The 26,988-nt window shown below is 44.3% G+C and carries 26 protein-coding genes, 3 pseudogenes and 1 other annotated feature; of the genes and pseudogenes, 4 read left to right on the top strand and 25 right to left on the bottom strand.

Features of this window, described 5'->3' with window-relative positions:
• Positions 1 to 5 precede the first annotated feature (5 nt).
• The 3 genes from araA to ACMX2I_RS06995 form a co-directional block, all read right to left on the bottom strand.
• Positions 6 to 1,496 carry an L-arabinose isomerase gene (gene araA, locus ACMX2I_RS07005; RefSeq protein ID WP_414956550.1) on the bottom strand — a complete coding sequence of 497 codons (1,491 nt, stop codon included), beginning with the start codon at positions 1,494 to 1,496 and terminating at the stop codon, positions 6 to 8.
• Between the two features lie 316 nt (positions 1,497 to 1,812).
• Complete coding sequence (locus ACMX2I_RS07000) at positions 1,813 to 2,781, bottom strand: glycoside hydrolase family 43 protein (protein ID WP_414958306.1); 969 nt, start codon at positions 2,779 to 2,781, stop codon at positions 1,813 to 1,815.
• Positions 2,782 to 2,936: 155 nt separating this feature from the next.
• Positions 2,937 to 4,022, bottom strand: a complete 1,086-nt coding sequence (locus tag ACMX2I_RS06995) for a M42 family metallopeptidase (protein ID WP_333517288.1) — start codon at positions 4,020 to 4,022, stop codon at positions 2,937 to 2,939.
• 183 nt (positions 4,023 to 4,205) lie between these two features.
• On the opposite strand from ACMX2I_RS06995, the gene ysdB reads away from it, so the two are divergent.
• On the top strand, positions 4,206 to 4,598 hold the full coding sequence (gene ysdB, locus ACMX2I_RS06990; RefSeq protein ID WP_087992397.1) for a sigma W pathway protein YsdB: 393 nt from the start codon (positions 4,206 to 4,208) through the stop codon (positions 4,596 to 4,598).
• A gap of 16 nt (positions 4,599 to 4,614) precedes the next feature.
• On the opposite strand, the gene ACMX2I_RS06985 is transcribed toward ysdB, so the two are convergent.
• The 5 genes from ACMX2I_RS06985 to ACMX2I_RS06965 all read right to left on the bottom strand — a co-directional run bounded on the left by ACMX2I_RS06985 (position 4,615) and on the right by ACMX2I_RS06965 (position 6,612).
• Complete coding sequence (locus ACMX2I_RS06985; protein ID WP_087992398.1) at positions 4,615 to 4,884, bottom strand: DUF1294 domain-containing protein; 270 nt, start codon at positions 4,882 to 4,884, stop codon at positions 4,615 to 4,617.
• 56 nt (positions 4,885 to 4,940) lie between these two features.
• Positions 4,941 to 5,300 carry a 50S ribosomal protein L20 gene (gene rplT, locus ACMX2I_RS06980; protein WP_414956549.1) on the bottom strand — a complete coding sequence of 120 codons (360 nt, stop codon included), beginning with the start codon at positions 5,298 to 5,300 and terminating at the stop codon, positions 4,941 to 4,943.
• 31 nt (positions 5,301 to 5,331) lie between these two features.
• Complete coding sequence (gene rpmI, locus ACMX2I_RS06975; protein ID WP_003184267.1) at positions 5,332 to 5,532, bottom strand: 50S ribosomal protein L35; 201 nt, start codon at positions 5,530 to 5,532, stop codon at positions 5,332 to 5,334.
• Between the two features lie 12 nt (positions 5,533 to 5,544).
• Entirely contained in the window at positions 5,545 to 6,066 is a 522-nt protein-coding gene (infC, locus tag ACMX2I_RS06970) for a translation initiation factor IF-3 (protein ID WP_414958305.1), read from the bottom strand.
• A 58-nt stretch (positions 6,067 to 6,124) separates the two neighbouring features.
• Positions 6,125 to 6,255: a sequence feature (ribosomal protein L20 leader region), on the bottom strand.
• A 162-nt stretch (positions 6,256 to 6,417) separates the two neighbouring features.
• Positions 6,418 to 6,612 (bottom strand): hypothetical protein, encoded by a 195-nt coding sequence (locus ACMX2I_RS06965; protein WP_414956548.1) that lies wholly within the window; start codon positions 6,610 to 6,612, stop codon positions 6,418 to 6,420.
• Positions 6,613 to 6,714: 102 nt separating this feature from the next.
• Between ACMX2I_RS06965 and ACMX2I_RS06960 the strand changes: the two genes are divergently transcribed.
• Positions 6,715 to 7,347 (top strand): hypothetical protein, encoded by a 633-nt coding sequence (locus ACMX2I_RS06960; protein ID WP_414956547.1) that lies wholly within the window; start codon positions 6,715 to 6,717, stop codon positions 7,345 to 7,347.
• A gap of 31 nt (positions 7,348 to 7,378) precedes the next feature.
• Here the strand turns inward: ACMX2I_RS06960 and lrgB are convergent, their stop codons facing one another.
• The 4 genes from lrgB to lytS form a co-directional block, all read right to left on the bottom strand.
• Positions 7,379 to 8,074: an antiholin-like protein LrgB gene (gene lrgB, locus ACMX2I_RS06955; protein WP_414956546.1), complete on the bottom strand. Its 696-nt coding sequence runs from the start codon at positions 8,072 to 8,074 to the stop codon at positions 7,379 to 7,381.
• A 20-nt stretch (positions 8,075 to 8,094) separates the two neighbouring features.
• Positions 8,095 to 8,535 carry an antiholin-like murein hydrolase modulator LrgA gene (gene lrgA, locus ACMX2I_RS06950; RefSeq protein WP_414956545.1) on the bottom strand — a complete coding sequence of 147 codons (441 nt, stop codon included), beginning with the start codon at positions 8,533 to 8,535 and terminating at the stop codon, positions 8,095 to 8,097.
• 133 nt (positions 8,536 to 8,668) lie between these two features.
• Positions 8,669 to 9,394, bottom strand: coding sequence for a two-component system response regulator LytT (gene lytT / locus ACMX2I_RS06945; RefSeq protein ID WP_367386904.1), 726 nt, complete (start codon positions 9,392 to 9,394; stop codon positions 8,669 to 8,671).
• Complete coding sequence (lytS, locus tag ACMX2I_RS06940) at positions 9,372 to 11,153, bottom strand: two-component system sensor histidine kinase LytS (RefSeq protein ID WP_414956544.1); 1,782 nt, start codon at positions 11,151 to 11,153, stop codon at positions 9,372 to 9,374. Before lytS ends, lytT begins: the two co-directional genes overlap by 23 nt.
• 175 nt (positions 11,154 to 11,328) lie before the next feature.
• Between lytS and ACMX2I_RS06935 the strand changes: the two genes are divergently transcribed.
• Entirely contained in the window at positions 11,329 to 12,111 is a 783-nt protein-coding gene (locus tag ACMX2I_RS06935) for an HAD family hydrolase (RefSeq protein WP_414956543.1), read from the top strand.
• A gap of 41 nt (positions 12,112 to 12,152) precedes the next feature.
• Here ACMX2I_RS06935 and thrS read toward each other — a convergent pair whose 3' ends face one another.
• The 9 genes and pseudogenes from thrS to ACMX2I_RS06890 form a co-directional block, all read right to left on the bottom strand.
• Positions 12,153 to 14,084 (bottom strand): threonine--tRNA ligase, encoded by a 1,932-nt coding sequence (thrS, locus tag ACMX2I_RS06930; protein ID WP_414956542.1) that lies wholly within the window; start codon positions 14,082 to 14,084, stop codon positions 12,153 to 12,155.
• Positions 14,085 to 14,485: 401 nt separating this feature from the next.
• Complete coding sequence (gene ytxC, locus ACMX2I_RS06925) at positions 14,486 to 15,331, bottom strand: putative sporulation protein YtxC (RefSeq protein WP_414956541.1); 846 nt, start codon at positions 15,329 to 15,331, stop codon at positions 14,486 to 14,488.
• A gap of 78 nt (positions 15,332 to 15,409) precedes the next feature.
• Positions 15,410 to 16,051, bottom strand: a complete 642-nt coding sequence (locus ACMX2I_RS06920; RefSeq protein WP_414956540.1) for a TVP38/TMEM64 family protein — start codon at positions 16,049 to 16,051, stop codon at positions 15,410 to 15,412.
• A gap of 33 nt (positions 16,052 to 16,084) precedes the next feature.
• Positions 16,085 to 17,020, bottom strand: coding sequence for a primosomal protein DnaI (dnaI, locus tag ACMX2I_RS06915; RefSeq protein WP_414956539.1), 936 nt, complete (start codon positions 17,018 to 17,020; stop codon positions 16,085 to 16,087).
• 27 nt (positions 17,021 to 17,047) lie between these two features.
• Complete coding sequence (gene dnaB, locus ACMX2I_RS06910; RefSeq protein WP_414956538.1) at positions 17,048 to 18,469, bottom strand: replication initiation membrane attachment protein DnaB; 1,422 nt, start codon at positions 18,467 to 18,469, stop codon at positions 17,048 to 17,050.
• A 114-nt stretch (positions 18,470 to 18,583) separates the two neighbouring features.
• Positions 18,584 to 19,042, bottom strand: a complete 459-nt coding sequence (gene nrdR / locus ACMX2I_RS06905) for a transcriptional regulator NrdR (RefSeq protein WP_087992410.1) — start codon at positions 19,040 to 19,042, stop codon at positions 18,584 to 18,586.
• 276 nt (positions 19,043 to 19,318) lie between these two features.
• Positions 19,319 to 19,699: an adenosylmethionine decarboxylase gene (gene speD / locus ACMX2I_RS06900; RefSeq protein ID WP_003223584.1), complete on the bottom strand. Its 381-nt coding sequence runs from the start codon at positions 19,697 to 19,699 to the stop codon at positions 19,319 to 19,321.
• A gap of 238 nt (positions 19,700 to 19,937) precedes the next feature.
• Positions 19,938 to 20,960: a glyceraldehyde-3-phosphate dehydrogenase gene (locus ACMX2I_RS06895; protein WP_087992411.1), complete on the bottom strand. Its 1,023-nt coding sequence runs from the start codon at positions 20,958 to 20,960 to the stop codon at positions 19,938 to 19,940.
• Between the two features lie 205 nt (positions 20,961 to 21,165).
• Positions 21,166 to 21,476 (bottom strand): annotated as a pseudogene (locus ACMX2I_RS06890) (winged helix-turn-helix transcriptional regulator).
• Positions 21,477 to 21,635: 159 nt separating this feature from the next.
• On the opposite strand from ACMX2I_RS06890, the pseudogene ACMX2I_RS06885 reads away from it, so the two are divergent.
• Positions 21,636 to 21,875, top strand: a pseudogene (locus ACMX2I_RS06885) (aldo/keto reductase); the annotation flags it as partial.
• A 41-nt stretch (positions 21,876 to 21,916) separates the two neighbouring features.
• On the opposite strand, the gene coaE reads toward ACMX2I_RS06885, so the two are convergent.
• From coaE to polA, 4 genes and pseudogenes are all read right to left on the bottom strand, one after another.
• Positions 21,917 to 22,510, bottom strand: coding sequence for a dephospho-CoA kinase (gene coaE / locus ACMX2I_RS06880; RefSeq protein WP_087992412.1), 594 nt, complete (start codon positions 22,508 to 22,510; stop codon positions 21,917 to 21,919).
• 15 nt (positions 22,511 to 22,525) lie between these two features.
• A pseudogene (ytaF, locus tag ACMX2I_RS06875) lies at positions 22,526 to 23,176 on the bottom strand (sporulation membrane protein YtaF); the annotation flags it as partial.
• 151 nt (positions 23,177 to 23,327) lie between these two features.
• The gene (gene mutM / locus ACMX2I_RS06870) at positions 23,328 to 24,155 is read right to left on the bottom strand and encodes a DNA-formamidopyrimidine glycosylase (RefSeq protein WP_253268472.1); all 828 of its coding nucleotides are present in this window, start codon (positions 24,153 to 24,155) and stop codon (positions 23,328 to 23,330) included.
• A 22-nt stretch (positions 24,156 to 24,177) separates the two neighbouring features.
• The gene (gene polA, locus ACMX2I_RS06865) at positions 24,178 to 26,820 is read right to left on the bottom strand and encodes a DNA polymerase I (RefSeq protein WP_414956537.1); all 2,643 of its coding nucleotides are present in this window, start codon (positions 26,818 to 26,820) and stop codon (positions 24,178 to 24,180) included.
• Positions 26,821 to 26,988 lie beyond the last annotated feature (168 nt).

The raw sequence follows: 26,988 nt of genomic DNA, 5'->3' as shown, positions 1-26,988 counted from the left end.
CCTTCCTACTTTTGAAGCCGGTAAAGCGCCTCGTTCCATTTTAATTCGTGTTTCAGCTTGTGAATTGTCGTATCACGGGAAATGAGAACACTTTCGATTCCCGCCATTTCTGCCCAATCGAGCATTTGCTCCACTGTCAGTTCATAAGACAAGCAGGTATGGTGTGCGCCGCCGGCTAAAATCCATGCCTCCGCCGCTGTTTTCAATGATGGCTCCGGCTTCCAGAGAACACGGGCCACTGGCAGATGCGGCATATCTTTTTCAATTTCTTGTCCGTTAACTTCATTCAAAACAAGGCGGAAACGCCCGCCGATATCAACAAGGCTTGCTTGAATAGCTGAACCGCTGATGCCGTTAAATACAAAACGTGCAGGGTCCTCTTTTCCCCCGATAGAAAGCGGATGAACCTCAATTTTCGGTTGATCCAAAGCGACAGTCGGACACACTTCAAGCATGTGCGAACCTAGTATCATTTCATTACCCGGTTCAAAATGGTACGTATAATCTTCCATGAAGGACGTTCTTTTTCCTTCAGCCATGATTTTCATCATTCGTACAAGGGCCGCCGTCTTCCAATCTCCCTCACCGGCGAATCCGTAGCCCTTCTCCATCAGGCGCTGAACGGCAAGCCCCGGCAGCTGTTTCATTCCGTGCAGCACTTCAAACGATGTCGTAAACGCCGTGTATCCGCCTTGTTCAAGAAAAGCGGTTAATCCAAGTTCAATTTTCGCCTGTTCTTTAATGGACGCTACCTTTGCTTCGTCACGTTTTGTTTCCTCGCTGATCACATAGAGCCTGTCATACTCCGCATAGAGCGTGTCAACCTCGTCGTCGGTGATGCGGTTCATCACCTCTACAAGGTCTCCGATGCCATACCCGTCAACCTGCCAGCCAAATTGAATATGCGCCCCCACCTTGTCTCCGTCCGTTACTGCGACGTGACGCATGTTATCTCCGAATCTGGCAACCTTAATATGTCTGCTTTCATTTAATGCAGCCGCCGTATCCATCCACTGGGAAATCTCTTTCTTCACTTCTTCATCATCCCAGTAGCCTGCAACGACTTTCCGGCTCAGACCCATTCGCGAGTTGATGTAACCGTACTCACGATCGCCATGTGCGGATTGGTTGCTGTTCATAAAATCCATGTCAATCGTCCCCCAAGGGATATCGCGATTATATTGAGTATGCAGATGCATGAGCGGTTTTTGATAAGAAGAAAGACCTTCTATCCACATTTTTGCGGGAGAGAATGTATGCATCCATGTAATGATGCCGGCGCATGTCTCACTGTACTCCGCTTCTCTTAACAGCTGTCTGATGGTTTCCGATGAAGTGACGACAGGCTTGTGAGTGATTTTATATCTGGAAGAAACCCCGCTGAGCCCCTCGCAAATGCTTTTCGCATGCTGATCCACCAGTTCCAGTGTCTCTTCCCCGTATAGATGCTGGCTTCCTGTTACAAACCAGAATTCATAATCCTTTGTCTGAAGCATGTAATCTGCCCCTTTCTTCCTATAGTAAAACGCTTTCAATTACCCAAACAGATACGGACTAATAACAAAAAATAAACTATTAACAATTAATTTGTACGAACAACTTCATTATATTAGTAGGTTTATTTACTGTCAATCATTTTTGTATTCTTTTACAAAAAGAAATGATTTGTTACTAGGTTTTTAGGTGAAAAAATGCGTTCTTAAAACTATGATTTTTCTGTCAATTAATCTTCCGATTCCTCTTTCCATTAGAAAAAGCCCTGATGTATCAGGGCTAAACAAAGAGAATCAGATGTGAACGATTGGCTTTATCTTAATAAGAGGGCCAGCCTGAGCTCCAATTCAAATCATTGATTAACATCTTTGGAGTTCCGTTGTCTTTTGCATCATAAGCATGGCGCACGAGTATGTTCCCGTTTACGATATCCTGTCCGCCCGGCCCTCTCCACTGTTCATTGCCGGCATCAAGAATCGTACCTCCTCCATTCATCATGCTTCTACCGTTTCTGTCTACATAAGGACCTGTAATATTTTTCGATCTGCCATAAGCAATTTTGTACGTACTATTTACGCCTTCACAGCATTTATCGAATGAAACCATTAAGTAATAGTAGCCATTATTGTATGTTAATGTAGGGGCTTCCAGAGCGCCGCCGTTATTTGGTCTGGCCGCTATTGAATATAATGAACCGGTTGGTTTCATCGTATCTTTGTTTAATTTCGTTAACTTAATTCCGCCCCAAAATGAACCGAATGCAAGCCAAGGGTTTCCATCTTTGTCAATGGTTAATTCAGGATCAATGGCATTATAATTATTGGCACTTGTTGTCCGAGTAACAAGCCCTTCATCCTTCCAGCTGCCCGAACTGAGATTAGTTGCTGAAGCAAGCCCAATTAAAGAGGTATTGCTTCCAAACGAAGAAACCGAATAGTAAAGCCAGTACTTTCCGTTGTAGTATGTCACATCCGGCGCCCATTGGTTTCGTTCGAAATTAGGCACATATTGACGCCACCACGATAAAGGACTGGTAAAAATTGATTTTTGAACTCTCCATACCCCGTTGCTGTCCGCTTTCAGTACACGAAGTCCGTTTTCCTCTGCAAGCCCAGTCCCGAAAGCATACCAAGTATTTCCTTCCTTTGCCATCGTCGGATCATGCAGAAGCTCGTTCGATGCTCCCCAAAAAGCGGCTGATGCCGGTAAAGCGGACAACATTAAAGCACCAGCTGTTAAAGCTGCGCAAGAAAAACGCAATAATCCAGAAAACGCTTTCTTTTTCATATTCATTAAATCCTCCTTTTTTTGAGATATAGAAAACTTGCTTATCAACCAGACTAGCACATATTTTCTATATATATCCTTATTGTAGAGTTACTTATTGAATTTGTACAGACAAATAAATAGAATCCGCCTTTTATAGCGGATTCAAATGATTTTTATTCATATGTGATTTGGTCAACTGTCTTTCGGTCTAATTTCTTAATCACTTCTGTAATTAATTTGACCGCATTTTCATAATCGTCACGATGCAGCATAGCCGCGTGTGTATGAATGTAGCGGGTTGCAATGGTAATGGACAGCGCGGGAACACCATTTGCCGTCAAATGGATGGCTCCCGAATCAGTTCCGCCGCCGGCAATGGCATCAAATTGGTACGGAATGCCCGCTTCCTCCGCCGTAGCGACAACGACATCTCGCAAACCTTTGTGAGAAACCATGGATGCATCGTACACGATAATCTGGGGCCCTTCGCCCATTTTACTTTGCGCTTCTTTCTCAGAAATCCCAGGCGTGTCTCCTGCTATCCCTACATCAACACCAAACGCAATATCAGGCTGAATGGTGTATGCTGCTGTTTTCGCTCCTCTCAGGCCGACTTCCTCCTGCACAGTTCCCACGCCATACACAATGTTTGGATGAGCTGTGTTTTGTAAATTTCTTAACACATCAATGGCAATCGCACAGCCGATGCGGTTGTCCCACGCCTTCGCCAAGAGGAATTTTTCATTGTTCATGACTGTAAATTCAAAATGAGGAACGATCATATCTCCCGGAAGCACACCCCATTCCAAGGCTTCTTCTCGGCTTGAAGCTCCAATATCAATAAACATCTCTTTTATTTCCACTGATTTTTTTCTCGCTTCAGGAGATAAAATATGAGGCGGCTTTGAGCCGATAACCCCTGTGATTTCCCCTTTTTTCGTCACGATGGTTACACGCTGGGCCAGCATCACCTGAGCCCACCAGCCGCCAACGGTTTGAAAACGGATAAAGCCTTTATCAGTGATTTGCGTCACCATAAAACCGACTTCGTCCAAATGCCCGGCAATCATAATTTTCGGGCCGTTTTCCGCACCTGTTTTTTTGGCGATTAAACTGCCCAGACGATCTGTTGTCACTTCATCAGCAAATGGTTCTATGTATGATTTCATCACTTGCCTTACTTCTCTTTCATTGCCCGGTATGCCTTTTGCATCTGTTAAATCTTTCAGCATGGTCAATGTTTCATCTAATTTTGCCATGTTCCATAACCTCCTTCATCAGTCCTGCATTCTTATTATACAAAACCTGACGCTAACCATACGACTATTTCACTTGAAAATCGGGTATATGTTTTTAGAACTTTTTTTTAAAAAAAGTGAAACCTTTTTCTATGCTCTTCGTATTACATCAGATCATCACAATAAGGGAGGTGCCTTCACACAATGTTTGTCATGGTTCTAAGGATTATATTACTTGCACTTTTTGCTTATTGTATTTATGCCGCGGTCAAATATGTCGCCAGTCCAAAGAGAAGGCTCAAACTGGCCCAATCAAAAGAACATTTTTATATTATTGATGAACAGAACAATGCCCGTAAGAACTTTCAACTGACGTATAAAGGCGTGCTTTTTGAAGGAGAAAAGCATATTCCTTCCAAAGATCATCCGCTGTTTATCCATACCATTTTTGTCTGGACAGAATCTCCTCAGAAGCTGAAGCATTTGTCTGCAAAAGATTTTGAGAACATTGAAGAAAAAGTGCTGGAACGCTATCCGAATTGTAAGATTGACTGGGACCAGCCCATTAAACTCGCCAAAAAAGCAGAAGAGCGCTAAAACGCTTTTCTGCTTTTTATAAATCAAACGGGCTGTAATAAATGCCAATCAAGACCGCTTCAATCAATAAAAGAAGCGGCACTCCATACTTAAAAGAGGCGTGCTTCGTTTTATGTCTGAAGGTTTGCATGCCAAGCCAGACACCGAGCGCTCCAAACACGATCGCTATCAGCCACAGCCGGTCTTCAGAAATTCTCCATTTGTGCTGCTGCGCTTTTCGTTTGTCAGCCCCCATCACCCAAAAACCGCACAGATTCATCAGCACCAAATAAACAGCAATAACCATGTTGCCCCCATCCTTTATATAAAAAAGCCGCTCTGCTGGAGAGCGGCTCTATGTGATTACTTGTTTAATTGAGTTTTAGCAGTATCAGCAAGCTGATTGAATGCAGTAAGATCGTTTACAGCAAGATCAGCAAGCATTTTACGGTTTACTTCGATACCAGAAAGCTTAAGACCGTGCATTAAACGGCTGTAAGAAAGACCGTTCATGCGAGCAGCTGCGTTGATACGAGTGATCCAAAGCTTACGGAAATCACGTTTTTTCTGACGACGGTCACGGAAAGCGTAGTTTCCAGATTTCATGACCTGCTGGTTTGCTACTTTGTATAATCTATGTTTTGAACCGAAATAACCTTTTGCTAATTTAAGAACTTTTTTACGACGCTGACGCGACACAGTTCCGCCTTTTACTCTTGGCATTAAATTTCCCTCCTAATTGTTCCTTGTCCGATTACTTGATGTTAGCAAGCTGTTGTTTGATGCGTTTGAAGTCTCCTGCGCTTACAACAGCACTCTTGCGAAGCTTACGCTTTTGCTTTTGAGATTTGTTGGCGAATAAGTGACTTGTATATGCGTGAGAACGTTTTAACTTCCCAGAACCTGTCTTTTTAAAACGTTTAGCAGATCCGCGGTGAGTTTTCATTTTTGGCATGGGATTTCCTCCTTATTGCTTTTCGTTTTTCGGCGCGAGCATTAAGAACATGCTGCGGCCGTCCATTTTTGGTTTTGTTTCGACAGTCGCAACGTCAGCACAAGCTTCAGAAAAACGGTCTAACACACGCTGGCCGATTTCTTTATGAGTGATTGCGCGTCCTTTAAAGCGGATAGAAGCTTTCACTTTATCGCCTTTTTCAAGGAATTTAATCGCATTTCGCAATTTCGTGTTAAAGTCATGCTCATCGATTGTCGGACTTAACCGAACTTCTTTTAAGTTAATGATTTTTTGATTTTTGCGTGCTTCTTTTTCCTTTTTCTGCTGCTCAAATCGGAACTTACCGTAGTCCATGATTCGGCAGACAGGCGGTTTTGCATTCGCTGCAACTAACACAAGGTCAAGATTTGCGCGGCCGGCGATTTCAAGTGCTTCCTGACGGGACTTGATTCCAAGCTGGTCGCCATTTTGTCCGATTAGACGGACCTCACGTGCACGGATACCCTCATTAACCAATTGATCTTTGCTAATAATGAGCCACCTCCATAGTTTCTTCGAATTGATTCACAACTCATTTTGACTGCATTCTGCAGGCAAACAAAAAGTGCGGGCATTATAAAACACCCACACTACGAACATCTGTATCAATAAAAATGTACGGTCAACCTGCCAACTACATGCATGTGTCAATCAGGTGAGAAGCGGGTGCTTCTGCTTGTGATTTATATTCAATTCAATAACTATTCTACACAATGCCGGATCTTTAGTCAAGGATGACTTCTCCGGAACAACTTTCTCATTGTAACATGGGTTTTCTATGAGTGCAAGAAAGAAAAAGAAAATCTTTGCATTCTCATCCAGAATGTAAAGTGTCCGAACAGTCAGCTACACATCAAGTGTTTTGTTGAATAACATCGATTCAGCCAGCGAATACTCCATGGCCGATCCCCCGAAATGCTGAAAATAGCTGATTTGCTGTACCGCAACCAGCCGCTGATACCCCCGCCATGAATAAAGACCGTGAGCCGAGGGTGGTGCACACCTGATTCTGTTAGATGAAGAACCAATAGTCTCCCCCATCCTTCTCCTTATTTCGCAATTTACCACGCAACCACTGACAGGAAAAAATGTAAAACAAAGTTAATCTCTAACCGATATAAGAAGCAGAAGGGAGTCTGATGTATGAACAAACTGATACAGCTTGCTTTATTTTTCACATTGATATTGACCGGTTGCTCGAATAGCAAAAGCACACCTTCCGAACCAAAAGCTGAAACTGTTAAAACAGCCGCAGCATTTCATCAAAAGGAACTGGAGAAAGAGCTGAAAAAACTAAAACCCGTTTCAATGAAAATAAAGTTTGAAAATCCGCTCACTGCTGAATTAGGAAAGCTGAAAGCAAAAGAAGAAGCAGAGAAACAAAGACAAATCGCCGCCGCAAAAAAACGAGAAAAAGAGCGAGAGGCGAAACGAAAGAAACAGCAGGAGGAAGAAGCGGAGAGACAGCGATTGGCAGAAGCTGAAAGACAAGCTGAACTTGAAAGACAGCGGCAGGCAGCAATCCAAAAAGAGCAGGAAGCAAATGCTGAAAAAAAGCGGCACTCGCAGGCACAACGACAGCAGACCGAGGCACCCTCATCTAATAGCCAACATTCACCGTCATCCTCGAACCAGACAGATGGTACCGTTCAACAGCCGGCTTCAGAGCTTCCTGATGACGACGGCTATGGTTATGAAGAACGAAAAAAGTGGCATGATGACCAAGTCGAATGGGGCATTAAACAAGGATATATCGATCCCGAAGACGCACCATAAAATAGACAAATCCAAGGCTATCAGCCTTGGCTTATCCTCCGATCAGCTGCACGAACACAGGGATGACCAGAACCGTTACAACTCCTACTACGACAACAGCAATACTTGCCATCGCCGCTTCGACCTCTCCCATCTCGATCCCGACAGCTACACCGAGTGCATGCCCGGACGTTCCGAGAGCCAATCCTTTAGAGATGGGATCCTTTACTTTAAACACCTTCAAGAACAACGCTCCGAGCGCATATACAATGACAGCGTTAAAGATAACCGCAAAAGCTGTGATGTTGCTGATGCCTCCGATGTCTTTTGATAAAGGTAGCGCAATTGCCGTTGTAGCCGCCTGCGGAAGCATGCTTTTCATCACTGACGCATCGAGGTGAATGCCTTTTGCGAGCAAATAAACAATCGTGACAGAGCAAATAGAGCCAACGATAATAGAGGACATGATTTGCCACCAGTATTTTTTCAGCTTATCTCTTTGTTTGTACAAAGGAATGGCAAAAGCGATCGTCGCCGGTTCAAGAAAAAACTTAATGATTTCTCCCCCGTTATTATAGTCCGCGTAGGAAAAACCGCCGATTTTTAAAAATGCGATCCCAAGCACCATGGCAACAAACAAAGGAGTGAAAAGGAAGAAGCCTTTCGTTTTCTTAAATAAAAAAGTGCCGATGCCGAATGCAGCCAGTGATACGACAATTCCGAAATAAGGACTCATTGTGCTTTCCATCTGTTGAACCTCCTGTTTCCTTAATGGTGAACGAGTTCGTTATTGTTCTGCGGGCTTTGCACTGTTTTTGTTTTCATGTCCGCTGCGGATTTGCGTTTTCCGCTTAGCGAAAGAATCAGCTGAGAAAACAATCCTGTAGCCCCCAGCAATATAATCGTTGCGAGCAGAATGACAAGAACAATTTGCAGGCCGTATTGCTGCATCACACCAAGCGAATTCATAACAGATATACCTGACGGGACAAATAAAAATCCGATCAGAGAGGTTAAAGACGCTCCGAGCGTTTCTACTTGTTCCAGTTTAATCACTTTTAAACATAATAGGAGAAATAATAAGACTAACCCTACAACCGATGCCGGGATAGGAATTGGGACAATAGCGGCAATCATATTGGAAACCAGCATAATGACGGCAAAAATAAATGCTTGTGTTAAAAACCCGTACACTTTTTTAGCACTCATTTTCTTCACCTCTTTCTCTTTGGTACTCCCATTATAAATAACAATCCTCTGTTATGAAGCGCTTACAAGATAACATGCCGAATAGCGGGACTGAGTTGCAGAATGAAATGGCTGAAATGCAAAAAGCCGCCCATCAAATATGGAGCAGCTTTTTCAATTCCTTCGCATATGTCCGGCTGACCGGTATTTTCGATCCGTCTTTCATGATCAGATTATATGTAGAATTAAACCATGGCTGAATTTCTTTAATATATTCGGTATTGACGACAAAGCTCCGATGGACGCGGATAAAATCAGCATCAGGCAGCTTTTTCTCAATGACAACGAGCGTATCGCTGACTGTATAAGAATTCTCGAAGGTTTTTACATTGACATGACCATCTTCCGTTCCGGCATAGACAATGTCCTTCGTATCTACGATCACAATTGATTCACCAACAGATAACGCCAGTTTGTGCTGGCCGGCATGGCTGCTCTGATCTGTTTCAACAATATCCCGATTGACTTTTTTATATTTTTTTAACGTTTGCTGAATTCTTTCCTCATCGAAAGGCTTGGTTAAATAATCTAAAGCGTCCACCTCAAACGCTTTGAGCGCATATTGGTCATACGCCGTCGCAAACACAACAGCAGGAGGATGCTTCATTTTCTTCAATCGCTTAGCGATATCAAAACCGTTTTCTCCCGATAAATCAACGTCTAAAAACAGCAAGTCAGGTTTTTGATCCATCATTTGGTCAAAAGCAGATTCGATATTTTCCGCTTCATTGATTTCCATTTCCTCATTGGTCCGCTTGAGCAAGTAAGCCAATTCATCCCTCGCCAGCATCTCATCATCAACTATTAACACCCTGAGCATGTTCTTCTCCCTCTTTCATCTGTTGCGTTGGGACTTGAAAGGACACCTCTGTCCCTTTTTGAACCTCACTCCTGATATTCAGCGCGGCCTGCTGTCCGAATAAACCGATCAGCCGCTGATTCAGGTTATAAAGCGCTGTACCGGTACCCTCCTTAGACGGAAACGGTTTCTTTCCGAGTTTCGGCAGGACGTCCGGCGGAATTCCACGTCCGTTATCCGTCACCTTCATATAGACGGAAGTATCATCAGATAAGACACAAACCGTAACTTTGCACATGTCTTGTTTTTTTGGAAATGCGTGCCGAAGCGCATTCTCCACAAGCACCTGTAAAACAAACGGAGGGATTTCAACCTGCTCCAGTTTGCTGTCGATATTGAGCTCAATCTTATATTTCCCGGGAAAACGCGCCTGTTCTAATGACAAATAGGCGTGAAGGTGGTTCAGCTCCTTTGAGAGCGGAATCAGCAGCTGTCTCGCTCCTTGAAGGTTTGAACGAAAATAAACACTGAGCTGCAATAAGAGCTTACGGGTTTTTTCAACATCCGTGCGGCATAACGCAGAAATCGTATTGATCGCGTTAAATAAAAAATGCGGATTCACCTGCGCCTGAAGCGCTTTGATTTCAGCATCTTTGAGAAGCTTGCTTTGCAGCTCTGCTTCCCCAAGCTCCAGCTGTGTCGAAAACAGCATGGCCAGCCCCTCAGCAAGCTCCTCCTCTACCTGACTCAGGCCTGCCGGGCTTTTAAAGTACATTTTTAAGGTGCCGATTGTATTGCCGTTTGATGTCAGCGGCAGGACAATCGCCGCGTGCAAGGGACATTCAGCATGCGTGCATTCAATCTCTTCCTGAGTAACCGCCTTCATGATTTCTCCTGTTTTGATCACCTTTTTGGACAGGCCGGTGATCAAGCTTTTTGATGGAATGTGATGATCTATTCCCGCGCCGACATGCGCAAGGATCTTCTCATTATCAGTGAGAGAAACAGCATCTGTTCCGGTCAGCTTATGGATAATAGCCGCCACACTTTTACAGGAGCTTTCATTTAATCCTTGGCGAAAAAACGGAAGCGTCTGGTCAGCAATCGTCAGCACTCTGTGCGTTTCAAGCGCCCTTGCCTGCTCTTCCTTGCGAATGATCGCTTGAATGATGGATAGGAAAATAAAACTGCCTGTTCCATTGATGAGTATCATCGGAATCCCGATCATGCTGACAAGCTCCCAAGCGTCACTGAACGGCTTCGCCATCAGCAAAATAATCACCATCTGCAGTGACTCCATACCGATTCCCACAAGAGCGGCGATTCGAGGTGTCGGCATTCGGTAGCGCTTCGTAAAATACCGTCCGATCAAACCTGCTAGAACACCCGCTAAAACCGATGATACCGCACAGCTTATGGCCGTGCTGCCGCCGAGCGAAAAACGGTGAAGGCCCGCCAGTACACCGATTCCCGCCCCTACAAGCGGACCTCCGAGAAGGCCTCCGATTTCCACGCCTAAAATACGGGTATTCGCGATAGAGCCCGACGGATCTATCGCAAACACCCAGTCATTGTTTACAATCATATTTTTTTGAATTTCGATGCCTGTATAATTGCTGATGATGCTGAAGAGAGAAAAAATAGAGATTAAAACCGCTTTTCCTTTATAGCCGTCCTGATTTTGCAAAGCTTGTCTGAAAAGCTTCGTATGGGCGAGAATAAACCCCAAAATCACAATAATCCCTACCCTTTCAAGCATCATAATCATTAAATGAATCATGCGTGTCACCTATTCTTTCCGTTTTCATTCTAGCATGTTTTCAGTCAATGAGCTTTACGGCTGACTGTTTTTTTAAAATCATCTGAAAACATATTTCACAAGGCTTTTATCTATTGTAAAATAAAACATGAGCCTTTTGGCTGAAAGATTTGAATCTGAAGCAGAGGAGAAGATCATGAAAGCCGTATTTTTTGATTTAGACGATACACTACTTTGGGATGAAAAAAGTGTCAGAACAACATTTGCAGAAACTTGTTTACAGGCGGAAAAAAAATATGGCCTTGACCCGCAGGCATTTGAAGAAGCTGTTCGCGAAGCGGCGAGAGAATTGTACATGTCATATGAGACGTATCCATATACAGTGATGATCGGCATTAATCCGTTTGAAGGACTATGGTCCAATTTCTCAGAACCGATCAGTGAAGGCTTTCAGAAGCTGAACAAGATTGTGCCGGAGTACAGAAGAAACGCATGGACAAACGGACTAAAGGCGCTTGGCATTGATGATCCCGCATATGGCGAATACTTGGGAGAGTTTTTCGCGGCAGAGCGCAGAAAACGCCCATTTGTATATGATGAAACATTTGCTGTACTCGATCAATTAAAAGGCAAGTATGAACTCCTGCTTTTGACAAACGGCGATCCGAGCCTGCAAAAAGAGAAGCTCGCCGGCGTGCCAGAACTCGCCCCTTATTTCAATGAAATCGTCATCTCGGGCGCTTTTGGCAAAGGGAAACCGGATGTTTCCATTTTTGAACATTGCCTTGAGCTGATGAATATTGAAAAAGACGATGCAATAATGGTCGGCGATAACTTGAATACCGATATTTTGGGCGCTTCAAGGGCCGGCATCAAAACCGCTTGGGTCAACCGCACGGATAAGAAAAATGAAACCGATGTGACGCCTGATTACATCATCAGCAGCCTTCATGATTTGTTTCCTATAATAGAGAAATAAAAAAAAGCATGATCTCTTCAACGAGATCATGCTTTTTTAGCTTATTTTTTCGCTTCAGCTACTGCTTTTTTCACAAAATCATCGAGCGAAATGGTTGCAGAGTTCTGCTCTCCGTACTTACGGACGTTTACCGCTCCGTTTTCTGCTTCTTGATCACCGACCACAAGCATGTACGGGATTTTTTGCATTTGCGCTTCACGGATTTTGTAGCCGATTTTTTCATCACGGATGTCGACTTCTACACGAAGGCCTTCACGCTGCAGACGTTCCTGCACTTTTTTCGCGTAGTCTAAATGCACAGCAGGAGAAACCGGGATGACTTGGAATTGAACCGGTGCAAGCCATGTTGGCAGCGCGCCTTTATGTTCTTCAATTAAGAAGGCAACAAAGCGTTCCATAGTTGATACGACACCTCTGTGAATCACAACCGGACGGTGCTGCTTGCCGTCTTCACCGATATAAGTCAGATCGAAACGTTCAGGCAATAAGAAATCAAGCTGAACCGTAGACAATGTTTCTTCTTTGCCGATCGCTGTTTTTACCTGAACATCAAGTTTAGGGCCATAGAATGCCGCTTCACCTTCTGCTTCGTAATAGTCATGGCCGATTTCATCCATTGCCTCTTTCAGCATGGATTGCGCCTTGTTCCACATTTCATCGTCATCAAAATATTTCTCCGTGTCTTCAGGATCACGGTAAGACAGACGGAATGTGTAATCACTTAAGCCAAAGTCTTCATATACGTCCTGAATTAAACGGACTGTACGGATAAACTCGTCCTTAATTTGATCCGGGCGCACAAAGATATGTGCATCGTTTAATGTCATGCCGCGCACGCGCTGAAGGCCTGACAGCGCACCTGACATTTCATAACGGTGCATCGTTCCCAGCTCCGCAATCCGAATCGGAAGTTCACGGTAGCTGTGAATGTCTTGTTTGTAAATCATCATATGGTGCGGACAGTTCATTGGACGCAGCACAAGGGTTTCGTTGTCCATTTCCATCGGAGGGAACATGCCTTCCTGATAATGCTCCCAGTGCCCTGATGTTTCATACAGTTCTTTGCTTCCAAGCACTGGTGTGTATACGTGCTCATAGCCGAGACTGATTTCTTTATCGACAATGTAGCGCTCGATGACGCGGCGGATTGTCGCCCCTTTTGGCAGCCAAAGCGGCAAGCCTTGTCCGACTTTTTGAGAATTCGCAAACAGCTTTAACTCTTTGCCGAGCTTTCTATGGTCACGCTCTTTCGCTTCTTCAAGCATGCGAAGATGCTCTTCCAGATCCGCTTTTTTGAAGAAAGCTGTGCCGTATACGCGCTGAAGCATTTGGTTATTGCTGTCACCGCGCCAGTATGCGCCTGCAAGGCTTAACAGTTTAAACTCTTTGATTTTTCCTGTTGAAGGAACGTGTACGCCGCGGCACAGGTCAAAGAATTCACCTTGCTCATAGATCGAAACGGTTTCTCCTTCCGGAATCGCATCCAATAATTCAAGCTTCAGGTCATCGCCGATTTCAGCAAAACGGGCTTTCGCTTCTTCGCGGCTGACCTCTTTTCGAACGATCGGGAGGTTCGCATTAACGATTTTTTTCATTTCTTTTTCAATTTTCGGCAGATCCTCCGGCGTAATCGCTTCTTCCATTTCTACATCGTAGTAAAAACCGTTTTCGATGACCGGACCGACACCGAATTTGACATCTTTGTAAATGCGTTTAATCGCTTGAGCCAGCAAGTGAGCCGTACTGTGGCGCATTATTTGAAGGCCTTCTTCGGAACCTTCTGTAATGATTTCCACTTTACCGTCTTCATTGATCGGCATTTTCAAATCGATTTCTTCTCCGTTCAGTTTTCCGGCTAATGATTTTTTCTTTAATCCCGGACTGATGGATGCCGCGATATCCTCTGTTGTTGTTCCTTTCGCAAACTCCTTGACTGCTCCATCAGGAAATGTGATTTTTACCATATCTGACATCTATGTCACTCCTTTTTTTGCATATAAAAACCCCGCCCCCTATGAAAGGGACGAGGTTGAATAAACGGAATCGTGGTTCCACCCTTTTTTCCGCAAAGCCAATATTCCGGCACTTGCGGCTCTAATCTCTGTAACGGGAGTTCCCGTCAGCCATTACTGCTCCTTAACAAGGAGGGGTTCACAGCTGAAGTTCAAAGGCGGTAAAGCGAATGGTCCTTAGCTAGGAAGCTTGCAGCCGGGGCTTCCCTCTCTTTGAGCCGGTATCATTCCTTCATGTCCTTATCAATACGTGTGTCTTTCTTAATCTCCTATGTATTATAAATTGTTCATTCCAAAAAATCAACACGATCGCATTTCCTTTTTTCCAAACCGACAGCCCTATATATACAGGCTGCCGGCCCTTATCCTTCTGAGTGCTCTACCGGTATTTCTGCGTCTGAAAAAGCATGCAGCGGAAGCAGTTCCAGTCGTTCTTGAAATACGTTTTGAATGGTCCTTGCCATCATATGCTCGGGCTGGTCGGTATAAAGCACCACTTCATCAGGCGCGATGGAGATCAGCGGCGCGAGCAAATGAGAATCAATGTACATAGGATGATCCCGGACAAATCGCCTGTCTATGTATTTCATTTTTTCCCGTTCCTGCACATAACGCAGCTCCCAAATTGTAAATGAACCGTCATGGACAATATGCACCTTTTTGATTCGCGGCTGTTTGGCCATTACATATTCTCTGAGTGTTTGAATAAAGTTTTGATATTCCTGTTCCATTTTATATTCATCTATCGCCGCTTCCGTAATGTCTCTCAGCTGCTTGTAGTATTGTCCGAGCCGGAAGGTCTGAAAGGAACGAATGGAAAATAAGCCTTCCTCTAAACGAATCGTTTGGAGTTCATCCAAAATTGATTGTTTCCGCGAAAGCTTTAGCGGCTCAAACGGAAGATCGTCCGCTTCTCCTTCAATAATACTATGGGCAAGCTGAAGGATTTGCTGCTGTTCATCCTGGTCCGTGAAGCAGTATGTTTCCTCAATCAATGACAGCATATGTTCGTCTTCTTTGCACTCTAAAAAAAACTTGACCAGAATCGGCTCCATAAAACGCTGAATAGAGATAGCCGGCTTAGCTTTTTCAATCCCGATTTTTCGTATGCCTTCCCGGACAATGATATAGTTCCGATCGTCCGAATGCTGAATGAGATGTAAAAAAGCGGCTGCATCATGGTCATCTTCAAAGATTATTTCAAGCATGTTTGTCCCCCCTTACGGCATCTGTTACAAGTATATGGGGGATGTTTTTAAAATAGACGTAAAGGTCATTGGCAAATGTTAATTTGACTCTTGGAACAAGTTTTGCATTTTCTTTCTGAAGATAAACGGCAGCGAGATAAAAACGCTATACAAAGCGAGCACCATAAAGAAAGCGGGCAGATTTCCAGTTGAAAAGCTCGCTCCCAGCACATTCAGCGCGATGGTCCCAGGAATGATTCCCGCGGCCGTCGCCGCAAAATACGGCAGCGCTTTGACATTGGAAAGGCCTGCCGCATAGCTGATGAAATCAAAATTGATCGGCATGATTCTTAAAAGAAAGATATAAAAAAATCCGTTATCTTCCATCTGCTTCTGAATGGCTTCAAGCTTTTCGTAATGGCCGTTCTTTTTCGCCGCAAACAAACCTGCGGCAAAAAACGAAACAGCTGAAGCGCACATTGAACCGAATAACGTGTAAAGCGTGCCGAGAAGCGGGCCAAATGCGAGTCCTCCCGCTATAGAAACAACAGATACGGGAAATAAAATAAGAGGCCTGACGATGGATATCCCGATAAACATCAGCGGTGCAAAGGCCCCGAATGACAATACCCATATCCTGATCTCTTTCGGCGATAAATTCAAATACGTTTTATTTCCCCAAAAGATTACACCTGCACCTGCAAGCACTGCCAGCCATTTAACAGCTGTTTTTCGTTTCATACCCTCAGTTCCTTCCCCTTTGAACCGCAGCAGTTACGGATGTCGGCGGTTTTCTCCGTCCAGGCGGATTGGAGCAGCTAAATATAAAATTCGCTCCATAAGTCTTGCCGCTTTTACTTCTTCCTTTTCTCCCCTTTGCGAATACGTAAAATGATGCTTCAGCTCATCAGGTGAGAAATTAGACGAAAAGAAAGTCGGCAGCTGCTGGGACATTCTGTGCTGGAGCACTGTTCCGATGACTTCATCCCTAACCCAGCTCGTCATTGATTCCGCTCCGATGTCATCAAGCATCAATACGGGTGTTGATTTTACCATATTGAGTTTCTCTTCCAATGACTTGTCTTGCAGCGAATTCTTAAGCTCTCTCACAAATTCGGGCACATAGACGATCATCGAGGAATACTCTTTTTCCGCCAGCTCATTGGCAATCGCAGCGAGCATAAACGTTTTTCCTACCCCGAATTTCCCGTGTAAATACAGCCCTTTCCCTTTTCCCGTCTCATTATAGCTTTTCAGAAAATCCGTCACATGCTGGAACATCGCGAGCCTGCTCGGGTCACTGATATCAACTTGCTGGAAAGTCGCTCCGAGAAGATCCTGCTGGATATACATGCTTTTCATAAGGGACTTCTGTTTTTTCTGCTTATCGAGTTTCCGTTTAACCGAACATTCATAATACTCAATATCAATAGATTGGCCATTGACAACAAGCTTCGGATGGTAGCCCTCCAATAAATTGTTGCAATCTTTATCTTCCGAACAATAGGAGCATTTCTTGCTTTGGCCGATATATTCATAAAGCTTGTTTAAGCTCTTTTCGATCATTTTTTGATCAATCACTTCTTCGTTTTCCTTCAAAAATGCCTGAACATCTTGATCCTTCATGACTTTTTCCTTCATTTGTTCAAGACGTTTTTGGAAATCCGGCCTGCCGGTTACGCCCTGCAGGGAACGGCCGATTGGTTCCATCTATTCCTTCACCCCGCATCTCTGTCTTTAATAGGCAGAGTATTTTTTCAGTTTTTTCATTTCTTCCATCATCTTTTTCTTCTGTTCTTCCAAGTCCTGCGGATGCAGCTTCTCCTGTCCGGATTCTGACTCGGAGGCTGTCTCTTTTTCTCCCATCCAGTCAGGAAGTTTTTCTTCGCGAATCACTTTTTGGTTTCGTTTCGAAGGCTGATTTGCTTTTCCTTCAGCCCATTCAAGGTATTGGCGGTTTTCTTCTATCGCGAGCTTCATCGCTTCTCTGACCGTTTTTACCTTTTTACGCGCCCAATGCGAGGCGATCTTTTGGATATAATTTTTCGACAGCTTCATGTCGGTTTTCAGCATGACATAATAAATTAACACATTTGTAACGCCTGGCTCGAGCTTCTGTTCAAACATAATTTCTTCTATGATTTTCAGGTCAGCTTTTGACGGCTCTGTTCCGTCGGCAATGTCCTGCAGAAGCTTCTTCGGAGAAATCGTCTCCAGCAATGCGATCAGCTTCCCGTCCAGCGAATCCTCTTTTGCCGGTTTTTCGCCTTCTCGCAGATGCACCGGCTGTGTTTTTTCAACGACGTCTGGCAGCTGTCCGTTTCTTTCGATTTGATACCAGTCGCTGGCCGCTTTTCTTAAAGCTTCCGACGTAATTATGTCACGCTCATCAATTGCACTCATCACGACATTTTGCATCTGCAAAGGGTCTATACCGTACAGATAAGAAAGCTTTTTGATGGTGTCCCGCACCTGCTGGGTCATCGCTTTTCTCGGAATCATCGTCTCAGAAAGTCCCGCTAAAAACAAATCAAAATCAAACACATCCTCTGTTATGGTGTAGGACGGAGCCTGTCCGACAGAAGTATATTCTGTGCCCTCCGCAAGTCTCACCGTTTCCTCCATGTCAGATGTAAGCTTCCATTCACTCGGCTGCAGCGATTCAAACGCATGATTAAACGGCCGCGTAATGTCCTTCGCATCCTCTGAAATGGCCGGATGCGTGAAAAATTGTTTTAATTGCTGGTATTTTGTTTTTCCGACTCTATTGTACAGAAAAACATTCAGCATTCCGTCTTCAAAAAACTCATTTGGCCTGAGCGGCGGAAGGAGTTCATATATAAAGAGGCGCTCCTGCCGCTCGGATTCTTTCATATATACTTTTAGCAATCCGATGCCCTCGAGCTTCCCTTGTTCCTGATGGATCGTTTTTAAATTAGACTGTGTCATCCCCATCAGCTGTCTATGTGTGGACTCGCCGCCCCACAGACGGTTTTGTTCCAGCTCTCCCCACAATGTCATATAAAGTGAGAATGCAACAGGGCCGATTAAGGGCTGGTACAGTTGTGTGATTATTTGTCTGTCTATATCCTGAAGCATCGATCTGCTTTTGACCGCATAAGGATCTACAGGCAGTACATCTTTCCAATAGTCAGCCATACATTCTCAAACCTTCCGAATTTGTTTCTACCTTTCATTTTACACCGTTTCTTATATCTATCAAATGCCAATTTTGCACATGAGAAAAGAGCTAGAAGAATCCTCTTAGCTCTTTTAACGCTCTTTCTTTATTAAGTCTTTTAATTCGTCGATAAAGACGTTTATATCTTTAAACTGCCGATAGACAGACGCGAACCGCACATATGCGACTTCATCAATCTTAGCCAGCCGATCCATGACCATTTCTCCGACGAATTCGCTTTTCACCTCAGAGCAGCCTTGATTGCGAAGTTCTTTTTCAATATCAAAGCACATATCTTCAAGCGTTTTGAGTGGAACGGGTCTTTTTTCGCATGCTTTTATGAGGCCGCGCAGCATTTTTTCCCTGCTGAATTCCTCCCGCACGCCTTCTTTTTTCACGACGATAAGCGGGGTTTCCTCCACTTTTTCAAAGGTGGTAAACCGGTAATGGCAGCATTCGCACTCGCGTCTTCGGCGAATGGATTTCCCATCATCCACAGGCCGTGAATCAAGGACCCGCGTTCCGTTATGCTGGCATGAAGGACATTTCAATAAAATCAGCTCCCAACTATTTCGTTCCCTGGAATGTATTTTCGGCAGCCTCCGCCTTTTAAAAATAAATGTGACAGCCATCTGTCAGGAGAGCCGTTGTGAGTAAAGCTGTATCTACAGCATCAGGTGGTTTGTGAAAATCTCTTTCTATTTTACAAAAAAAATGAAAAAAGAAAAAGCTGACCGCCCTTGTTTGTTTATAAAAATAAAAGGAGCATAAGCTAAAAAGCGCATAACGGCTTTCTAGCTTCAGCTCCCTTTGTGTTCGTGTTTACTTTATAGTACTTTCGCTTGCGCCTGTTTAATTTGCACAGGCCCCATTCCTCTCGGTATTTCAATGTTTTCTCTTGTATCAGCATGTAATGCCTCTGCGATATAGTCAGCAGCGACATTAGGATCTAAGTCTCCACAAGTATAAACATCAATGCTCGCATATCCGTGCTCAGGAAAACTGTGAATCGTTAAGTGTGATTCAGAAATAATCACAACTCCGCTTACGCCTTGCGGTGCAAATTTGTGAAATGCAACCTCGCGCACCTCAGCACCTGATTTTAGAGCAGCATTTACAAACGTTTTTTCAATAAAATCCATGTCATTCAGCTTATCAAAATCGCATCCCCATAGCTCGGAGATAACGTGACGCCCCATTGTTTCCATAGTCATGGACCCCCCTTAACAAGAATTAAAAAGTGAAATTCCAACAACTGGGTCGGCCATTTACCACGGGGGAAAGTTAGTCCGGAGAGGTCCTAACCCTTTAAGTAATTCCGAAACAGTCTCAAGCAAGAAGTTCACGAAAAATAGTATACTGTGTTTAAGTCTAATTTGCAAGGTGCGTTTTTTTAGAAATATGCTGTTAAGGGTTTTTTCTTCAAAATATGTCCACGACCTTATTTTATACAGCAGACGGATGTTTCATTCGTGCCGCTACATGGCGGATCAGATCCACGACTCTGCACGAGTAGCCCCATTCGTTGTCATACCATGCGAGCACCTTTACTTTACTCCCTTCCATTACCATTGTTGTCAGCCCGTCAATGACCGCAGAATGCGGATTCGTATTATAATCAGTCGAGACGAGCGGTTCATCTGAATAATCAAGCACGCCGTACATCGAAGTTTTGGCAGCCCGTTTAAATGCCTCGTTTACCTCTTCAGCCGTCACATCCATTTTCAGATCGACAACGAGATCAACCAATGAGACATTCGGAACCGGGACACGCAAGGCGAGGCCGTGAAGCTTTCCTTTCAGATGCGGCAGCACAAGCGAAAGCGCCTTTGCCGCTCCTGTTGTCGTCGGAATGATGGATTCACCGCATGCCCGCGCCCGTCGCAAATCTTTGTGCGGATTATCAATATTTTTCTGGTCATTCGTATACGCGTGAACTGTAGTCATCAGCCCGCTCTCAATGCCAAACTCTTCATCCAGCACTTTTACAACAGGCGCAAGGCAGTTTGTCGTGCATGATGCATTTGAAATAATGACATGGCGGTCAGCGTCGAATTGGTCCTCATTTACTCCCATCACAATGGTAACGTCTTCATTTTTTCCCGGAGCAGTCAAAATGACTTTTTTTGCGCCCGCTTCTATATGGCCCATCGCTTTATCTTTTGAATTAAACTTCCCTGTTGCTTCGACGACTATGTCAATATCATATTCCCGCCAAGGCAGCTGTTTTGGATCACGGCTGTTTAACAAAAGCACTTTCTTTCCATTTACAATCAGGCTGTCTTCACCGGCCACAACCTCTTTGTCGTACCTGCCGTGATTTGTGTCATACTTTATTAAATGAGCCAGCGTTTCTGCGGAATAGCTGGCGTTTATGGCCACTACTTGAATTTGATCGTCTAACATCGCTTTTCTAAAAACCATTCTTCCGATTCTTCCAAACCCGTTGATCGCTACTTTTACCTTCATGTTGGACACCCCTTATCAATTATGCCATCCTAATTTGTTGTTATCTGAAATTAGTATAACACATTAAAACGAATTCGCCAGTACATATTGATAAAAATCAACGATTATAACGCTAATTTATGATGCATGATATCTTTTCTTGCACACAATTTCAGTCCTAAGAATCAAAAAGCAGCCAGCGCTCCGCACTGACTGCCATTATTTTTTATGATTCCTGTTTTAACTTATCATTGAGCACACTTTCTTCTAACACTGAAAATGTATACCCGTACACTTTGTTAATATGATTCGCTCCCCAAGCACACACTCCACTTTGGGAGGAAACTGATTATATACGATCTGGTTAATGACACCGTCCGTTTCCAGCTCACGAAGCTGCTGAGTCAGCATTTTTGGCGTAATGTTGGGCATCAGGCGCTTTAATTCACTCGTGCGTTTTTTTCCGTGCGTCAGATGGCATAAAATGACGCATTTCTATTTCCCGCCGATTACTTCAAGAGTCGCTTCAACAGAAATGTTATATTTTTTCTTCTCCTTACAGGCACCAAAAAGTGACTATAGCACTTTAAAGTACGTACTTTTCTTTCTTGGTGATATCTTTCATAATCACATTTGCCGGCTGGTTTGAATCTGCTCTTTTTTATTTATACGGCACATCACACAAAGGAGGAATATGAGATGAAGGCTTGGTCACATTTAATGCAGGGACAGCTGCTTGACCACTCTGTACTGGCAGGCATCGCTCAAACATATAACAAATCTGCAGCATGGCACGATTCCTAAATCAACGAAGGAACAACGCATAAAAGAAAACGCCAGCGTATTTGACTTTGAATAACACAGGATGACATGAATCGCATCGATGCGCTGAATGAAAACCTGCGCGTCAGTCCTGATCCGGACAACTTTGATTTTCAATCACAAAAAACACCGTTCATATTGAACGGTGTTTTGCATTATGCCCAGCTGCTGATGGTGTCATCAAGCTGCTGTTTGGTCTCTTCGAGCGTGCCGCTGTTATCGATGACTTGATCTGCTCTTGCTGTTTTTTCCTCTAATGGCATTTGAGCGCGGATTCGGCTGACCGCTTCTTCCTTCGTCAGCTGGTTGCGATTCATCAGACGCTCAAGCTGGAGCTCTTTTGTGACACTAACCACAATAATTTTATCAACTAAAGATTCCAATTTGCTTTCGAACAATAACGGGATATCTAAGACAACAAACGCTTCCTGATTTGCAATGGCTTCATCACGGCGCTTAAGCATTTCCTGCCTGACTGCGGGATGAACAATTGCATTTAAAGCAAGGCGCTTTTGTTCATTTGTAAATACCAGTGCCCCAAGCTTTTTTCTATCTATATCACCGTTTGGGAGCAGAATGTCTTCACCGAATTCGTCAATGATTTGCCGGTGGGCAGGCGTCCCTTTTTCTACCGCTTGTTTGGCGATGATATCTGCATCTATAACTGTTATTCCTTTTTCAATCAGCATATTGGCAACCGTGCTTTTGCCGCTGGCTATTCCTCCCGTTAAACCAATGACTAAGGTCAAGAGATCCACTCCTTTTTACAATTTCCAGAGCCCAATCGTGATCAGCAGAAGCCCCGGCAAAAACGCCATTTTATCAATCCATTTCCACTTAGACAGAAAATGGCCGGCGTTAATTCCGATTGATACAAACAGCGAACTCATGATTGCCACGGCGATGCTCATCATAATCGGTGAAAAACCGAGAATGGCTGCGCCTATACCTGCTCCGAAGGCATCAATCGATAAGGCAAATCCCAATAAGACCGCCTCGATTCCATTAATCACGCCCGATTTGTCGATATCCGCACTCATAGGTTTTCTCAAAATATGAATCACAATCCCTAATGACCGAACCTCTAAATTAAGCAGCGTTTTTTCATGCAATAAGTATTCTTTGTCTTTTGCCGGTTTGAAAAATTGATACAGAACCCATACACCAATTCCGACCAATATCAAACCGCCAAGCTTCTCCGTCACATATACAGGAAAAAACTTTGTAAGAAAGCTCCCGATCAGCATGGATATAAACATGACAGCACCGGAACAGCAGGCGATAACCAAAATCGCTTTAAACGGTATTTTCATTTTTCTCAATCCGTACGTAAATCCGACTGAAAAACTGTCCAAGCTGACAGCCAACGCCAGCAGCAGTATAGAAACCATTTGCATATCCGTTTCTTCCTTTCTGTTGGTGCTCTTGTATCAGATGTGAAATGCCCGGGATTCATCACAATCATGTATATGGTAAAGTGAAAAATCCGTGTTTCGAAAATGGCATCCTCTATTACAGAGATACTGATATATGCACCGACAGCTTGGACGATGAAGCATTATGCTACTATTTTTTCTGGCACTCCGCGCAAAAATGCGTGCCCCTGCCTCCGACAACAATTTTTGAAATCATCGTTCCGCAATTTTTGCACGGCTCGTCTTTTTTTCCATACACAAAATGCTGCAGCTGGAACATTCCGATTTCCCCTTGGGAGTTGATATACGAACGGACTGTGCTGCCGCCCGCGTCAATCGCCTCCTGCAGGGTGTTTTTGATTTCAGCGTGAAGTGTTTTGATTGTTTTGTCTGACAATTCATTTGCTTTTGTCTCAGGATGGACACCCGCTCTGAAAAGAGCCTCGTCTACATAAATGTTCCCCAGTCCGACAACTGTTTTCTGATCCAACAGGGCGGTTTTGACAGCACGGTTTGTTTTGGCAAGCCGTTCTTTCAAATACACACTCGTAAATTCTTCTGCATCCGGCTCCGGCCCTAACTGAGAAAGCGGGAGCTCGCCCGCTTCCTCTCCCGGTTTAAATAAATGCATGGTCCCAAACTTCCGCACATCCCGGTAACGAAGCTGGGTTCCATCTGTCATCGTGAATATGACATGCACGTGTTTATCGTCCGGCTCCTCCGCTTGATGAAGCCCGTATTTCCCTTCCATTCGCAGGTGGGAAACCATAACATAATGATTTAAATGAAACAGTAAAAACTTTCCCCGTCTACCGATAGACTGTATCGTTTCTCCTGCTAGATTTCGCGCAAATTCCTCCGGTTCGGCAGGACGTTTGATGATATTCGGCCATCTGATCTCTACCGATTTGATTGTTTTTCCCTTTACAAGCCCGGTCAGAGTGCGCCGGACCGTTTCAACCTCTGGTAATTCCGGCACATCCATCACTTCCTATCTCTGTTTATTTCGCATCATACCAAGATGGTCCTGATGAAAAGTCCACCTTTAACGGGACATCTAATGCAAGCGCATGCTCCATCACTTCAGGAACAAGCTTTTCAAGGATTTCAATTTCTTCCTGCGGCGCTTCAAAAATCAATTCATCGTGCACTTGAAGCAGCAGTCTTGTTTTCAGCTGTTTTTCTTTCAGCTTGGCAGCCATATCAATCATGGCTTTTTTGATTATATCAGCGGCGCTACCTTGAATCGGCGTATTCATTGCCGTCCGCTCCGCAAAACTGCGGATATTAAAGTTTCGGCTCGTCAGCTCAGGAATGTAACGGCGTCGATGCATAAGCGTTGTCACGTAGCCTTTTTGCTTAGCGTCCTGAACCGAGTCCTCCATGTACGCCTTTACGCCTTGGAAGCTTTCCAAATAACGGTCGATGAATGCTCCGGCTTCCTTTCGGGTAATGCCAAGGTTCTGTGACAGCCCGTAATCGCTGATGCCGTATACGATGCCAAAGTTGACCGCTTTCGCCTGGCGTCTCATCGCGGATGTCACTTCATCCTTCGCGACATGAAACACATCCATTGCCGTTTTTGTATGAATATCCATATCATTTGTGAAAGCTTCGATAAGATTTTCATCCTTTGAGATATGGGCTAGCACCCGCAGCTCGATTTGAGAATAATCAGCTGCAAAAATGAGCCAGTCTTTTTCAGACGGAACAATAGCTTGGCGGATTTTGCGCCCTTCTTCAAGTCTGATCGGAATGTTTTGCAGATTCGGATCAGTAGAGCTGAGGCGGCCTGTTTGCGTTAAAGCCTGGTTAAACCGTGTGTGCACCTTGTGTGAATCCGGTCTTGTCACCTTTAGAAGCCCTTCAATATATGTCGATTGAAGCTTGCCAATTTGTCTGTACTGCAAAATGTAGTCGACAATATCATGCTTGTCAGCCAGCTTTTCAAGCACGTCGGCAGACGTTGAATAGCCTGTTTTCGTTTTTTTCACGACAGGCAGGCCGATCTTTTCAAACAAGATGACACCAAGCTGTTTAGGAGAATTGATATTAAACGGTTCTCCCGCAATCTCATGGATTTTTTCTTCATATTCTTTCAGCTTCGCGCCCAGTTCATCACCCATCCGTTTTAAACGGTCAACATCAACCTTGACGCCAGTTGATTCCATTACGCCCAGAATAAGCGCAAGCGGCATTTCAAGCTCTTCAAACAGTTCAAGCTGATCGTTGTTCTCCAGCCCCTGAACGAGTTTCTCCCGAAGGCTTTGAATGGCTAACGCTTTTCTGACAAGATGCTCAGACAGTTCGTTTTCTGACGGCACTGCCCGTTTTGCTCCTTTGCCGTAAACTGATTCATCGCTTTGAACGATATGCAAGCCGTAATCCTTAGCCACGCTTGCGACATCGTCATATGAATTGCCGGGGTTGATGATATAAGCCGCAAGAAGCGTATCAAACTCCGCCCCTTTCAGTTCAATGCCCTGCCAGCGCAAAGCGACAACAGCCCGCTTACTGTCGAAAACCCATTTCTTCTGCTCGTCATTTTCCACCCATTCTTTAAACACCTCAGACTCCACGGCAATGTCTTTCGGAATAAAATAAGATCCCGTTTCATTTGCGATCGAAAATCCGAGAATTGGCTCTTCGTGATAATTGTCGCCAATCTGTTCAACGACAAATGCGGATGGAGAAACCAATATACCGCTTGTTACGTCTGTGACGGTTTCGACATTAATTTCTTCTAACGCCTGATCCTGCTCCGCTTCTTCACTGTCTTCCCCAAGACGTTCAAGAAGCGTGCTGAATCCAAGATCTTTAAAGATGGAAATGACCTGTTCACGATTAAAGCCTTGATATTCCAGGCCGGAAACGGATACCTCAATCGGCGCATCCGTCATGATCGTCGCAAGCTCCTTGCTCATCAATGCCTGATCCTTAAATTCCTCAAGCTTTTCCTTCAATTTCTTTCCGCTCACCTCGTCAATGGACTCCAGCAGCTTTTCAACGGAGACGAACTGTTTTAATAGCTTAATCGCTGTCTTTTCCCCTACGCCGGGCACACCCGGAATATTATCTGAGGAATCGCCCATCAGACCCTTCATGTCAATGATTTGTTCAGGCGTAAGCCCGTATTTCTCTTTGACGTGCTCCGGTGTGTAAAATTCAACATCGGTAATTCCCTTTCTCGTAATGGCAACTGTCGTTTTGTCTGTTGCCAGCTGAGTTAAATCCTTATCTCCTGAGAAAACCTTTACTTCAAATCCGTCTTTTTCAGCCGATTTGGCCAATGTGCCGATAATATCATCGGCTTCGTATTGTTCCAGTTCGTAGCGGCTGATCTGATACGCATCCAGCAGCTCACGGATAAACGGCATTTGTTCGGAAAGCTCAGGCGGGGTTTTCTGTCTGCCGCCTTTATATTCTTTAAATGTGCCGTGACGAAATGTTGTTTTCCCGGCATCAAATGCAACCAGCATGTGCGTCGGTTTTTCATCCTCAAGCATCTTCATCAAAATCATCGCAAAGCCGTAGACGGCATTCGTATGAACACCTTTATCATTGCTTAACAGCGGCAAGGCAAAAAACGCTCGGTAAGCCAAACTGTTTCCGTCTACAAGCACTAATTTTTTTCGTTCCGTCATTCAATATCCTCCTAAGAAGCCTCAGGCTTCCGTTCATCTCTTACATAGTCATTCGCTCCTCTTATTTTAACAAAGTTCAATTTGAAAGGAAAATGACGTGAACTAAAGGAGAAAACACAAAAAAGGACGGGAACACAAAAAGGTTCCCGCCGTCAAAATTGGCTCCTT

The sequence above is a fragment of the Bacillus sp. SW14 genome (assembly GCF_047608225.1).
In the GTDB taxonomy this organism is placed as follows: domain Bacteria; phylum Bacillota; class Bacilli; order Bacillales; family Bacillaceae; genus Bacillus; species Bacillus subtilis_G.
This window is presented reverse-complemented; position numbering and strand designations above follow the sequence as displayed.